This is a genomic window from Photobacterium sp. AWH4_225, assembly GCF_056158405.1.
This window is the reverse complement of the sequence record NZ_JBSWTF010000001.1, coordinates 2,987,319-3,000,806: the sequence shown is the minus strand read 5'-3', so window position 1 is coordinate 3,000,806 and position 13,488 is coordinate 2,987,319. Positions and strand designations below refer to the sequence as shown.

At 47.6% G+C, this 13,488-nt stretch carries 12 protein-coding genes and 1 pseudogene; 8 read left to right on the top strand and 5 right to left on the bottom strand.

Features of this window, described 5'->3' with window-relative positions; genetic code table 11:
• The first annotated feature begins 197 nt into the window (after nucleotides 1-197).
• A complete protein-coding gene (locus ACXAD4_RS13920) occupies nucleotides 198-764 on the top strand; it encodes a class I SAM-dependent methyltransferase (protein WP_475242793.1) in 567 nt (188 codons plus the stop codon).
• Nucleotides 757-1,040: pseudogene (locus tag ACXAD4_RS13915) on the top strand (arsenate reductase/protein-tyrosine-phosphatase family protein); the annotation flags it as partial. The gene ACXAD4_RS13920 and the pseudogene ACXAD4_RS13915, both read left to right, overlap by 8 nt.
• 118 nt (nucleotides 1,041-1,158) lie before the next feature.
• Here ACXAD4_RS13915 and ACXAD4_RS13910 read toward each other — a convergent pair.
• On the bottom strand, nucleotides 1,159-1,326 hold the full coding sequence (locus ACXAD4_RS13910) for a hypothetical protein (RefSeq protein WP_475242207.1): 168 nt from the start codon (nucleotides 1,324-1,326) through the stop codon (nucleotides 1,159-1,161).
• Between the two features lie 156 nt (nucleotides 1,327-1,482).
• Entirely contained in the window at nucleotides 1,483-2,598 is a 1,116-nt protein-coding gene (gene wecA / locus ACXAD4_RS13905) for a UDP-N-acetylglucosamine--undecaprenyl-phosphate N-acetylglucosaminephosphotransferase (protein ID WP_475242206.1), read from the bottom strand.
• 432 nt (nucleotides 2,599-3,030) lie between these two features.
• Between wecA and ACXAD4_RS13900 the strand changes: the two genes are divergently transcribed.
• Together ACXAD4_RS13900 and ACXAD4_RS13895 are read left to right on the top strand one after the other, a co-directional pair.
• Nucleotides 3,031-4,416: an MBL fold metallo-hydrolase RNA specificity domain-containing protein gene (locus ACXAD4_RS13900; protein WP_475242205.1), complete on the top strand. Its 1,386-nt coding sequence runs from the start codon at nucleotides 3,031-3,033 to the stop codon at nucleotides 4,414-4,416.
• 183 nt (nucleotides 4,417-4,599) lie between these two features.
• Nucleotides 4,600-5,766, top strand: a complete 1,167-nt coding sequence (locus ACXAD4_RS13895) for a nucleotide sugar dehydrogenase (protein ID WP_475242203.1) — start codon at nucleotides 4,600-4,602, stop codon at nucleotides 5,764-5,766.
• Nucleotides 5,767-5,841: 75 nt separating this feature from the next.
• On the opposite strand, the gene ACXAD4_RS13890 is transcribed toward ACXAD4_RS13895, so the two are convergent.
• Entirely contained in the window at nucleotides 5,842-6,060 is a 219-nt protein-coding gene (locus ACXAD4_RS13890) for a hypothetical protein (RefSeq protein ID WP_475242201.1), read from the bottom strand.
• 22 nt (nucleotides 6,061-6,082) lie between these two features.
• On the opposite strand from ACXAD4_RS13890, the gene ACXAD4_RS13885 reads away from it, so the two are divergent.
• A complete protein-coding gene (locus ACXAD4_RS13885; RefSeq protein ID WP_475242200.1) occupies nucleotides 6,083-6,427 on the top strand; it encodes a hypothetical protein in 345 nt (114 codons plus the stop codon).
• Nucleotides 6,428-6,548: 121 nt separating this feature from the next.
• Here the strand turns inward: ACXAD4_RS13885 and ACXAD4_RS13880 are convergent, their stop codons facing one another.
• Together ACXAD4_RS13880 and mnmC are read right to left on the bottom strand one after the other, a co-directional pair.
• Nucleotides 6,549-6,839, bottom strand: a complete 291-nt coding sequence (locus tag ACXAD4_RS13880; protein WP_475242199.1) for a hypothetical protein — start codon at nucleotides 6,837-6,839, stop codon at nucleotides 6,549-6,551.
• Nucleotides 6,803-8,914, bottom strand: coding sequence for a bifunctional tRNA (5-methylaminomethyl-2-thiouridine)(34)-methyltransferase MnmC2/FAD-dependent 5-carboxymethylaminomethyl-2-thiouridine(34) oxidoreductase MnmC1 (gene mnmC, locus ACXAD4_RS13875; RefSeq protein WP_475242197.1), 2,112 nt, complete (start codon nucleotides 8,912-8,914; stop codon nucleotides 6,803-6,805). The genes ACXAD4_RS13880 and mnmC overlap by 37 nt, the downstream gene beginning before the upstream one ends.
• 169 nt (nucleotides 8,915-9,083) lie before the next feature.
• On the opposite strand from mnmC, the gene fabB reads away from it, so the two are divergent.
• The 3 genes from fabB (at nucleotide 9,084) to ACXAD4_RS13860 (ending at nucleotide 13,045) form a co-directional block, all read left to right on the top strand.
• The gene (gene fabB / locus ACXAD4_RS13870; RefSeq protein WP_475242196.1) at nucleotides 9,084-10,295 is read left to right on the top strand and encodes a beta-ketoacyl-ACP synthase I; all 1,212 of its coding nucleotides are present in this window, start codon (nucleotides 9,084-9,086) and stop codon (nucleotides 10,293-10,295) included.
• A 567-nt stretch (nucleotides 10,296-10,862) separates the two neighbouring features.
• On the top strand, nucleotides 10,863-12,035 hold the full coding sequence (locus ACXAD4_RS13865; protein WP_475242195.1) for a 4-phosphoerythronate dehydrogenase: 1,173 nt from the start codon (nucleotides 10,863-10,865) through the stop codon (nucleotides 12,033-12,035).
• Entirely contained in the window at nucleotides 12,032-13,045 is a 1,014-nt protein-coding gene (locus tag ACXAD4_RS13860) for an aspartate-semialdehyde dehydrogenase (protein WP_317524895.1), read from the top strand. The genes ACXAD4_RS13865 and ACXAD4_RS13860 overlap by 4 nt, the downstream gene beginning before the upstream one ends.
• The last annotated feature ends 443 nt before the right edge of the window (nucleotides 13,046-13,488 follow it).

The following is a 13,488-nucleotide window of genomic DNA, read 5'->3' as shown; positions in this document are numbered from 1 at the left end:
AACTGATACAAGATCAGGATTCATTTCGAAAAATCGCGAGTCAGTTATCTGAATTGTCTTCAACGGTAGCGAGTCTGCCTAATGCAGGTAGAGTAAAAGGGCTTGTACATGAGGCCTTATGGGAAAAGTCAAAAGATTTAGAATACTCTTTGTCTTTGTCGGCGAGAGAATCAAGTCAGGCTTATGTTAAGAAGCATATGTCACGTTTAGTGTCATTCTCAAACAAGTTTGACTTGTTAGAATTTGCGTTGAAAAACGTTAGTGATAATCGTGGTTTGTTCTTAGAGTTTGGGGTTTTCCAAGGAGAAACAATCAATTTTATTTCGTCGAGAACTAATAGCCTAGTGCATGGTTTTGATAGCTTTGAAGGTCTGCCTGAGTTTTGGCGCGATGGATTTGATAAAGGTGCATTTGGTATAGACGGCTTACCAAAAGTAAACGACAATGTATGTTTATACAAAGGTTGGTTCAATGAGTCTTTGCCTTTATTTATCTCCCAGCATGATGACTCTAATGTTGCATTCCTCCATGTTGACTGCGATCTTTATAGCTCAACAAAAACTATTTTTGACTTGTTAGAAAAACGCATTATTGATGGTACGGTAATTGTTTTCGATGAATACTTTAATTATGACGGTTGGGAGCAAGGTGAATTTAAAGCATTTAGAAAGTTCCTAAATAGTCGTAACCTTACTTACGATTACCTCTCCTACAATCGTTATAATGAACAGGTTGCTGTTGTTATAAAGAAAAACGGCTGTTGAAGCTTCACTTGAGCTCGGTGTTAGCTTTGAAGGACACGTTGCTCAACAGCTTACCAGCGAGCTTTGCCTCGAGTACGATTTGATTTTGTGATGAAAAAAGGCCATATCGAGGCGGTTACCAATATAGCTCCGGAAGCCAGTTGTACAACTATGTTGTTCGGTCAGTGGATTGATCAGAAAGATATTCCCGATCCTTACCGCCAGAGCTGTAAAACGTTCGACTTTGGCTATGAGCTGATGGATGAGTCAGTTAAAGCGTGGGCGAAGAAGTTGTAAGCTTGTTTTTCAAACTCAAAAGGCTGCTAAAATTCTCACAGTACTTTCGCAGCCTTTTGTTTAATTTTTCTTCTATATTAATTCTTAAGGGTTGTGTGTACTTAATTGCTATTTAGGATTACACGCTATTCTTCCTATCTTCCCTTCGAATCGCTTTGGCTTCCCGGTCAAATGTTTCCAGCTCATCCATAAACAAACTTACTTTAAATAAGATCATAAAAAGCAAATCCATAGTGCTATGTGCAAGCATAAAATGGCGGGGTGGGGTGATTGCAGGTTGAATCATAGCGCCTCCTTCTTTGCTTTTGTAACATCTTGCTTTTAAAGGTGTTATTCAAAGTATAGAAGGATTAGCGCCGTTAGCCAGTGAGATGGTGTCTTTTTATTGCAAAGTTGTGATGGATAGATGGCAAACCCATCACAATTTTGCGTTTCATTTCATTTACTGATGATCGCCATCAGAGACGGGAGGCGTATTTTTTGTGCTTGTAAGTAAGTTGTTGAGCTTTCGAATAAAAGTCGTAATACGCCAAATGTGGCAGATAGCAGCATAGTAACAGGCGAACATCAGGATAAAACCGACAAACATGATACTTTCACTGATGTTGTATTCTTCACCAACAATACCGATGGAGGCCAAGGCTATAGCAATACAGCAGATGGTTAATAAGGTCATTTTTGAACTAAGCCCGATTCGCTGGCAGATGTGGTGCAGGTGCTCGCGATCGGGTTTGAAAGGTGATTGGCCTTTCCTTACCCTGCGGATCATAATTGCGGCCATGTCCATTAAAGGTAGGGCAATTAGCCAAAGTGCTGTTACGGGGCGAAAGCTGCTTTCTATAGATTGGCTTCCGGACAGTAATAGCCATACAACGGTAAAACCGATGAACATACTTCCCGCATCACCCATAAAAATCTTCAGACGAGTTCCAAATGGAAAGCCGAGATTTAGGAGGATGTAAGGAAGGATGGCAAAGACTATCAGCAGGCAGAATTGATAAAGCGCAATGTCGCCATTGAAGTAGAACAGGTATGCCATTGACGAGAATGTGATGGTTGCCAAGCCACCTAGCAATCCGTCGATACCATCAACCATGTTAAAGGCATTGATAGCGCCGGCGACGGCCAGGAAAGTAATAAGAAAACTGGTTACCGAGCCAAAGCTTAGCTCTCCCCATCCGATAATTTCACCTAAAGTCACCAGCTGGATATCGCAAAATTTGAACATCACCAAGGTAACAATCAGTTGGATTAACAACCGAGATTTGACACTGATATCGAACCTGTCATCCAATGCACCGGTCAGTACCAGCATACCTGCACACAAAAGATAGAGCGGTGTGCTGAAAACAGGTTCCAGAGGCTCAACGACTTGGGTTTCAATCAGGAAGAGAGAAATCGTCGTGAAAATCGCGATGCCTCCCACAAGTGGGATGCTGCCGAGGTGTTGCTTTCGTGCTGATGGCTTATCAATGAGGTTGATAGCGATCGCAATTCTTCTTAGCGCAATCAGACTTAAGAATGACACCAACGCAATAGCGGTCAATCTGCTGTCCATAAATAACCCCTATCAAAATTTGACAACTCACGAATACTATACCTGTGGCATATAACAATAAAGTTAAACCCATTTAACTTCATTTATTCTGGATAACGCTCACAGATTGTAGGGGGAGATCAATTAAGTTCATGTTTAGTTTAGTCACTTTTTTGACGTTTTTCATAGTTAGCTTATGGTTATTTTGTTGTAGATAGAGGTGAAAATTCTTCAACTGCTTCACTCTACTTTATAAATGGGCTTCTTAAGGTAGGGGTGAGTGATTCGAAAGTGGCTTTTTAGTCTTTAAATGGATGAGGTTTGAGTAAATATGCATTTGAGATGATTATTAGCAGCTTTTTTCGTGAACTCGCTCGGGCTTGTTTGGTGAATGCCTGTTGCCTCACGATGATTTAGCGAAGATCTCCCAAAGAAATTAAAAGGGGCTCGAACATGCAAATCATTCATCATGGTGCTTATCAAGGTGTCACTGGCTCATGCCATGAGCTGCGTTGGCAGCAGTACGGAATTTTGGTTGACTGTGGTTTGTTTCAGGGCGAAGAAGCACCGGCGTCTTTGGATATTGAGTTTCCTATCGAACACATACAAGCTTTGGTGATCACGCATTGCCATATTGATCACATTGGGCGGATCCCCTGGTTGTTGGCTGCCGGGTTCAGGGGGCCTATCTATGCAACAGAAGCGACAGCGGCTCTGCTTCCTCTCATGCTCGATGACGGCTTGAAAATCCAGTTGAACTTAAATAGAAGTCAACGTAGCCAATTTCTATCTCTCATCAAAAGCTTGCTCCGGCCAGTACCTTTTGGCTGCCAAGCGCCCGTTACTCTTCCCAGTGGTGACCGACTGGTACTGTATTTTCGTCAGGCTGGGCATATCTTAGGGTCGGCTTTTGTAGAAGTCGTGATGCCGGATGAGCAAGTGGTGGTTTTCTCCGGGGATCTTGGCCCTTCGAATACGCCATTGTTGGTTGATCCAGTTTCCCCCGAGCGTGCTGACATCTTGGTATTGGAAAGCACATATGGCAATCGAGTTCACGATAGGCAGATAGAGCGTAGTGATAAATTAAAGCAGATCATTGAGCAGTCGTTGCAAAATGGCGGGGCAATATTGATTCCTGCTTTCAGTGTTGGACGTACCCAAGAGCTGCTGTTCGATATTGAGAGCTTGATAGCAAGCTCTGTGAGGCCTTTTTTACAAGTCAATCGACAGCGCTTGAAGTGGCAAGAGTTGCCAATCGTGCTTGATTCACCTTTAGCAGGGAAGGTGACGGAGCAGTACAATTTCTTCCAGCGTCTGTGGGATAAGGAGGCTGTAAGCCGTATTAATAGTGGGCGTCATCCTCTAGCGTTTGAACAGTGTATAAACGTTGAGTCACACCAGCAGCACCAATCAATCGTAAACCGCCTGCAATCGACCAATGAGCCAGCCATTATCGTCGCAGCAAGCGGCATGTGCAGTGGCGGGCGGATAGTGAATTATCTAGAAGCTTTATTGCCAGACCCACGTACTGATGTCGTTATGGTTGGTTATCAAGCCAAAGGAACCTTGGGATATCAACTTACCCAAGGGAAGAAACGGGTAAAGATAAACGATCAGTTTATCGAGGTGAGAGCCAAGGTTCATAACCTCTCTGGTTATTCGGCTCATGCAGATAAGCTTGATTTGATTGAGTTTGTCTCGCATATCGAGCAAGGTCCACAACAAATACGCATAGTGCATGGTGATTACAATGCGCAATCAGAGCTTGCTGGTGCGTTGCGAGAAATACGGCCGACCAGTGAAATCATGATCTCTGCCGAGGGGGCTCAGAGTGATTAAGATTGAGCAAAAAATAATCATTACTTGATCTTAGATATTATCAACCATGGTTACTGCTATGCTCTGTGTATTAACTAGAGTACTATCCATGCTAGTGAAATCTTTGATGAGTCATAATATTGCGAATAAATATTGAGAAGATCTCAATGCTTTTTGATTCGCTCTAGAAATTGAGGTTGAGTAATGAAAATTACCGTAGCGGGCACTGGATATGTAGGCCTGTCAAATGCCGTACTGCTGGCGCAGCACAATGAAGTCGTAGCACTGGATATTATTCAAGACAAAGTTGACTTGATTAATAAGGCGATTTCACCGATTGAAGACAAAGAAATCTCTCAGTACCTAGCTGAGAAAACACTGAACCTGAAAGCAACGACGGATAAAGAATCGGCATATCAGGATGCGGGATTTGTCATTATCGCGACCCCGACAGATTACGACCCGCAGACAAACTACTTCAATACCTCTTCTGTAGAAGCGGTGATCAAAGATGTGATGGCGATTAACCCAAACGCGGTGATGGTTATCAAGTCAACGGTTCCTGTTGGTTACACGCAACGTGTTAAACAAGAGCTAGGTTGTGACAACCTGATTTTCTCGCCAGAGTTTTTGCGTGAAGGCCGTGCTCTGTTCGACAACCTTCATCCGTCTCGTATTATTGTTGGTGAAAAATCTGAGCGCGCTGAAGTATTTGTCAATCTGCTGATGCAGGGGGCGGTGAAAGAAGACATTCAGGTGCTTTACACTGACTCTACTGAAGCCGAAGCGGTGAAACTGTTCTCCAACACATACCTGGCTATGCGTGTCGCTTACTTCAATGAACTGGACTCTTATGCCGAAGCCCATGGTTTGGACAGCCGTCAGATCATCGAAGGTGTTGGCTTGGACCCTCGTATTGGTAACCACTATAACAACCCATCTTTTGGTTACGGTGGCTACTGCTTACCGAAAGACACTAAACAGTTGTTAGCCAACTACCAGGCGGTACCGAACAATATTATTGGTGCAATTGTTGATGCTAACCGCACCCGTAAAGATTTCATTGCCGATTCTATCATTGCGAAAAAGCCTGAAGTGGTAGGTGTTTACCGCCTTATCATGAAAGCGGGCTCAGATAACTTCCGTGCTTCCTCTATCCAGGGCATCATGAAGCGTATCAAGGCTAAAGGTATCCCTGTCGTTGTTTACGAGCCAGTGCTAGAAGAAGATGAGTTCTTCCAGTCGAAAGTGATTAAAGATCTTGAAGAATTCAAGAAAGTCTCCGATGTCATCGTTTCCAACCGCATGGCAGAAGAACTCGCTGACGTTGAAGAGAAGGTTTATACCCGCGATCTGTTTGGGGCAGATTGATATCAGAGCGGTGCTATGGGGTCGAGAGCGGCCCTATGGCCCTATGGGAGATGCTAAACATTGATTTTTAGACTTTTAGATCGATAGCTTGACAGTATTATGTCCCCTTGAAACATCTTCTCCAGAACCCCAGAACCCCAGAACCCCAGAACCCCAGAACCCCAGAACCCCAGAACCCCAGAACCCCAGAACCCCAGAACCCCAGAACCGTTTCTTCTCATTCTCAAGACTTATCTCAACCAGCCCTCCGCCTTTTCTATCCCTAACTATACTTATCGATATATCAATAACCATACGTTGCGCTTTGGGGATAGTAATGATGAAGTTTTCATTGGCGGCATTTTTAATATCGGGCTTTATTAGCTTCTCTTCTTTTGCGGCAGATTCTGCATCTACCTCTTCTCAGGTTAGGCAAGCGCCGACCTCAACGCCTACAGCCTCTCAGCCGAGTGCAAGTCAGCAACAAGTGCAAACTTCTGCGGAAACTGCGGCTCAGGAAACCGGTAAAGCGGCAGGTATTGATACGGCATTTGCGGCTTCGGCGGGAGGTATTACCGCAACAGTATTGGCGGTCGGTGCCGCAGCGGTTGTAATCGGGGTGGCATTGTCTGATTCTGGCGGTGGCGATGATCCCGCTCCACCTGTAACACAGGCGCAATAGATAAGAAACGGTTCTATGGTGCTAAGGTACTGTGGTTCTATGGGGCAAAGCGGCTCTGTGGTGCTTCGGTTCTAAGATCTTATGGAGTAAATAGCTAGCCTGGAAGTTGCTGGTTCTCGGATTAGCGGAAGCAAAAGCTTGACGTCTCATTGCTATCGGTAAATGCTGCCTGCAGTACCACAGTACCACAGTACCACAGTACCACAGTACCACAGTACCACAGTACCACAGTACCACAGTACCACAGTACCACAGTACCACAGTACCACAGTACCACAGTACCACAGTACCACAGTACCACAGTACCACAGTACCACAGTACCACAGTACCACAGTACCACAGTACCACAGTACCACAGTACCACAGTACCGCCCTTAAACCTTCTTCCCTTTTACCAGCTTTCTCACCCACATCCGACCCGGATGCAGTGCTTCCAGTACGCTATTAGGCAATGGCAGTGGGTCGCCACAGATCTGCGATGCAAGCAACTCACCCAGCAGTGGGGCAGAGCTTAAACCACGAGAGCCCAAACCAATCATCGCATACAGATTGTGGTAAACCGGTACGTCTTGAGCGTTTTCTTGCTGGTTTTTCAGATCAGCATACTGCTCAAGCAATGTCGCGTATTGGCATACATCACCCACGAAAGGCAAGTGATCGCGGCTAGCACAGCGGACGCCTACACGTGCCTGCTCACCCGACATATCAATATCTTGCGGCCAGCTAGCTTCAGGCAGGCAGTCAACTAGGCGCTGTTTGTTGTCGGCATGCTCCTCTGGGCTGAAGGTTAAATCGGTACTGCTGCGGCGGTAGCTGGCACCGATGCAATGGCTCTTACCTGCTGCATTAACGGGTGTCAGGTATCCATCGTAGCAAAGTACGGTTTTGAGCGGATTCAGCGTTGGATTGGTAGGGACATGACTTACCTGTCCGCGTACGGAGTAGGCCGGAATATCCTGAGTTTGCGGGAACTCGGCAAAACGGTGTCCGTTAGCCACAATCACGGTGTGGTGCTGGTAAGTCTTGCCATTTTGGTCGATCAGCAACCAGCACTGATCTTCCTGTTGGCTAAGCTGATTGATATCAACCTGGGCTTTTAGCACAAGCAAGCCCTTTTCTTGTGCTTGTTCAATCAAGGCGCGGGTTAGCTCTTGCGGGCATAACCATCCGCCAAGCGGGTAGTTGACACTGCTGTGACCTGAAGCCACGCCAGTTACCTGCTCGGTTTGTTCAACGTCTAATTGGCGGATTAGCAGCTCAGGGAAGCCGCCGGTCATCATTTTGCCAAGCTTGCTGGTGGAATTGTCATCCCAGGCGAGCTGGGTGACACCGCACCAGTCATGGGCGAATGCTTTTTGCTTGGCAGCCTGTTCGACAAACTGGCGGGCATAGAGAAATGCCGGGGCAAAAAAACGCGATAGGGCATCGTTAGAGCCGTTGAGCAGTGGGTAGACAGCACCTTGTCGGTTGCCTGAAGCCCCTTCTGCTGGCAGCTCATCGGCACAGTACAGCGTGGTTTTGATTCCACGACGTGCCAGCGCCAAAGCAGTTGTTGCCGAGCCGACTCCGCCACCGATAATCGCAATGCCGTTGTCTCCTTGGCCAATACTCTCTTCTTGAACAGGGCTGCCTTCTTGCACTGTAGTGAGCTCGGCCGGCTTGCGGCAGTACCAGGGTTTAACGTTACTGCCATATTTGCGTTCGGTAACACTACCTGCCAGCATTTCACGCTTGGTACCAAAGCCTTTGACTTTTTTCATGTCAAAACCAGCTTCAATCAAGCCGCGGCGGACAAAACCTGCCGCAGTGAAGGTCGCGGTGCTACAGCCGACGCGGGCAAGCTTGGCCATGCCGTTGAACAGATCTTGGTTCCACATTTCTGGGTTCTTGCTTGGGGCAAAACCATCAAGGAACCATGCATCAACTATACCGTCATTATTCGTCCATACTTGTGGCATACAGTCTTTGATATCACCAAACCACAAATCAAGGGTGATCATGCCATCTTCCAGGACAATACGGTGACAATCAGCGACTGCTGGTGGGTAATGGGCATGTAGCTGGCAGGCTAAGTCGGCCAGTTCAGGCCAGGACTCGTGGGCTTTGATTAAATCATCCTTGGTGACCGGAAACTTTTCAAAGCTGATGAAGTGCAGCTCTTTGGTAGTCGCGTCTGGGTTAGCCTGGCGGAAGGCTTTGAACCATTGCCATACCGCAAGAAAGTTGAGGCCGGTGCCAAAACCGGTTTCCGCAACCACAAAGCGGCGGCGGTCGAAGGTTTCCCAGCGTGTCGGTAAGCCATTTTGGTGCAGAAACACATAACGGGTTTCTTCCAGGCCATTGGCGTTGGAGAAGTAGACATCGTCAAAGTCATTGGAAACAGGAGTACCTGATTCGTTCCAGTCCAATACGGCATTTTCGATTTTTGCCGATGGCGTTTTGCTTACGGACGGTTGGGCTTTATAAGACAAAGGGAGAAGCCTCATAGTTGGTATTACGGGTTGAATTGCAGAGGATTGTACCTGATCAACAGGAAAGCTGACCACTTTTGGCGGACAAACCCGTTATTATCGTCAACGTTATACCCAAGTCACCTCAGGTTGTTGTTTGTTTTGACTGAGGTTATTTGGGTATAAATGACAGTAGGAATTCATCATGAAACGAGCCGTAATTACAGGCATGGGTATTGTGTCCAGCATTGGTAACAACGTTAAAGAAGTGCTGGAGTCTTTGAAAACGGGTAAGTCCGGTATCAACTTCTCTGAACAATTTGCAGAAATGAAGCTGCGCAGTAATGTTTGGGGCGATTTGAAAATGACCCCTTCAGAGCATATCGACCGTAAGAAAATGCGTTTCATGGGCGATGCCGCCGCTTTTGCTTACCTGTCTATGGAGCAAGCAATTGAAGATGCTGGCCTGACTGAAGATCAGGTATCAAACGACCGTACTGGCCTTGTTGCTGGCTCTGGTGGCGCGTCTTCTTACAACCAGGTTGCTGCGGTAGATATTCTGCGTGAAAAAGGCGTGAAGCGTGTTGGCCCATACATGGTACCGCGTACTATGTCTTCAACGGTATCTGCTTGTCTGGCGACACCATTTAAGATCCGCGGTGTGAACTACACCATGAGCTCGGCGTGTGCAACGTCTGCTCACTGTATCGGCCACGCTCTTGAACTGATTCAACTTGGTAAGCAAGACGTTGTCTTTGCCGGTGGTGGTGAAGAGCTAGATTGGTCTCTGACAATGATGTTCGACGCCATGGGTGCACTATCAACCAAATACAATGACGACCCATCTAAAGCATCTCGTACTTATGATGCAGACCGTGACGGCTTCGTGATCTCTGGTGGTGGCGGCATGCTGGTTGTCGAAGAGCTTGAGCATGCATTGGCGCGTGGCGCGAAAATCTACGGTGAAATCGTAGGCTACGGTGCGACCTCTGATGGCTATGACATGGTAGCACCATCGGGTGAAGGCGCAGTGCGTTGTATGAAGATGGCAATGCAAGATATCGACAGCATTGATTACATCAACACCCATGGTACCTCAACACCTGTTGGTGATGTGAAAGAGCTAGGTGCAATCCAAGAGCTATTTGGTGATAACAGCCCAGCGATCTCTGCCACCAAGGCAATGACTGGCCACGCACTGGGTGCGGCTGGCGTACACGAAGCGATCTACTCGACGCTGATGCTAGACAATGGCTTCATTGCCCCAAGCATCAATATCGATAACCTAGACGAAGCGGCGGAAGGCCTAGATATCGTGACTGAAAAACGCGATCAAGAGCTGAAGACAGTGATGTCAAACAGCTTCGGCTTCGGCGGCACTAACGCCACACTGGTTATCAAGAAATATGAAGGTTAATCATAGATCCTAGAAAGAGCAGATCCTAGTTCCTAGAAAAGCGTGTCGTTTTGAATGCGCAATATGAATACATCTAGGAACCAGGAACTAGCACCTAGGATCTGATGTGAACCGACTTTTGTCATTTTCCAGGGGGTGGCACTGACTAAGAGATTCAGCTAGAAAGCCTTTTTGCGGAGACTGCGCTAGCTGTTTTGCCCTTGAGTCAGTGCCTAAAAAACAGACGCGACATTGGCTGTGAGAATAGTATTTTCTTTTGCGGGAGCTGTCTATGATCCCAGCCGGTGTTTTTATTCCTGGACGTTCGCCCAGCAGAGTTTCTGCTGGGCTTTTTTATATGTAAAAGCAGGTGCGAGAACCTAGAACCTAGCAAGAGCGAAGAGCAAAGCAAGAGCTCGCCAGTAAGTGAGTGCATAATGAACCCAGGCTCTTAGACCCCTAGTAACTCAGGACCTACCGCCTCTAGGTACTAGGCTCCAGGATCTAGGATCTAAGTTCGTACACCTTGACTCTTCCTAAACTTTCAATAGCATCTCCCATATACAAATAACCTTCGAAGGACGCTTTATGAAAATCCTCATTGACGAGAACATGCCTTATGCCGAGGCGCTTTTTAGCCAGTTGGGCGCGGTGATCAGCAAGCCGGGCAGAACGGTGACCGCTGAGGATTTGCAGGATGTCGATGCATTGATGATCCGCTCGGTGACCAAGGTCAATGAAGCGCTACTGACCAAGGCCAACAAGTTGAAGTTTGTCGGTACTGCAACCGCTGGTCAGGATCATGTCGACGAAAGCTTGCTGGCCGAAAAAGGGATCACTTTCACTGCTGCACCAGGCTGCAACAAGGTCGGGGTGGCAGAATATGTATTGAGCAGCCTGATGGTGCTCGGCCAGCAGAAGGGCTTCTCTATCTTCGATAAAAAGGTCGGGATCATCGGAGCAGGCAATGTTGGTAGCTATCTTGCCCAATGCCTCGATGCGCTGGGTATCCCGTACCTGCTCAATGACCCGCTTAAAGAGCTGCAGGGCGATAGTCGAGCATTCCACTCGCTGGAAGAAATCCGCTCGCAGTGTGATGTGATCACCATGCACACGCCAATTACCCGCGATGGCGAGCACCCAACCCATCACCTGGTCGATGAAGCATTTATTGCTGATCTTAAGCCGGGCGCTATTCTGATCAACGCAGCCCGTGGCCCGGTGGTGGACAACCAGGCGCTTAAGCGCGCTCTGCAGCAGAGTCTATCTGGTGAAAGCAAGACATTGACAGCAGTTTTGGATGTATTCGAGCATGAGCCTCAAGTTGACTTGGAGCTATTACCATTGCTGGCTTTTGCCACGCCGCATGTTGCCGGGTATGGCTTGGAAGGTAAAGCCCGCGGCACGACCATGGTGTACAATAGTTTCTGCCAGTTCCTTGGTTTAGATCAGGAAGTCAGTGCCTCAAGCTTGCTGCCGGTTGCTCCGGTGCCACAGGTAACGCTCAGCGGTAAGTGGGACGAGCCAACCTTATTTTCCCTGACCCAGCTGATTTACGATGTGCGCCGTGATGATGGTTTATTCCGCCGTGAAATGAGCCAAACTGAAGATGGTAGCCCGGAAATGGCCTCGGCATTTGACCGCATGCGTAAAAATTACTGGGATCGCCGCGAATATAGCGCGATTACAGTAGCGGGCGAGGCCCATTTTGGGGTAGAGTCGCTGGCTAAATTAGGTTTTACAGTAGAGGAAAGGCCATGAGCCAGGAATTTGATATTGCAGTACTCGGTGCGACCGGCGCTGTCGGCGAAACCATTGTAGAAGTTCTTGAGGAACGCAATTTTCCTGTTCGCAATCTCTATTTACTTGCTTCTGAGCGCAGTGCGGGCAAAACCCTGCGCTTTAAGGGTAAGACTGTACGTGTAACCAATGTTGAAGATTTCGACTGGGGTCAGGTTCAGCTTGCTATTTTCTCTGCCGGTGCAGAAGCGTCTGAGCGTTGGGCACCCACTGCAGCCGATTACGGCGTAGTGGTGATCGACAACACATCACGCTTCCGTTACGACTACGATGTACCTTTGGTGATCCCAGAGGTGAACCCGCACGCGCTGGCGGAGTACCGTAACCGTAACATTATTGCCAACCCGAACTGCTCGACTATTCAGATGCTGGTGGCACTGAAGCCGATCCATGAAGCATACGGTATTGAACGCATTAACGTAGCCACTTACCAGTCGGTATCGGGCACGGGTAAGAAAGGTGTTGATGAGCTTGCCGGTCAAACAGCCAAGCTATTGAACGGCCTGCCTGCGGAAACAGATGTGTACGACAAGCAAATTGCCTTTAACTGCTTGCCGCATATCGATCAGTTCATGGATAACGGCTACACCAAAGAAGAAATGAAGATGGTGTGGGAAACCCAGAAAATTTTGGGTGACGACAATATCCGTGTGAACCCGACCTGTGTGCGTGTACCTGTGTTCTACGGTCATGCCGAAGCGGTACACGTTGAAACCTGCCAGCCGGTGCATGTCGAAGAAGCGATTAGCCTATTGGAAAATGCCGAAGGCATCGAAGTCTTCCATGGCAATGACTACCCGACTCAGGTAAGTGATGCGACAGGTAAAGATCATGTGATGGTTGCCCGTATCCGCGAAGATATCAGTCACCCTTGTGGCCTGAATATGTGGGTTGTTGCTGATAACGTGCGTAAAGGCGCAGCGACCAACAGCGTACAGATCGCTGAGAAGCTGATTGAAGAGTATCTGTAAATAAGAGCGGTTCTATGTTGCTCTGGTTCTAAGGCCCTATGGGGTAAAGAGAGGAGCCTGTAGAGCTTAGGTGATTATTAATTATAATCTTTCTATCTAGTTTTATTAGGGCTTTAATTATCTGTAACTGTTGACTTGATTCTTGGTTCGTTGAGCCTTCTTTCAGGGCCACAGGGCCACAGGGCCACAGGGCCACAGGGCCACAGGGCCACAGGGCCACAGGGCCACAGGGCCACAGGGCCACAGGGCCACAGGATCCCAAAGCGCCATGCTTGTTCAAGTAGGGCGCTTTTTTATTTTCCTGTAACTGATGTTCATTTCGGACCTGTTGTATTTTCAATGCACTGAATCTACTATCGTTCTGAGTAGGACAACAATAGTGCGACTTTGCTCCCGAAGTATTAATTGACTGGCTCGGTCACGCTCAAGATTATTGTGAATAG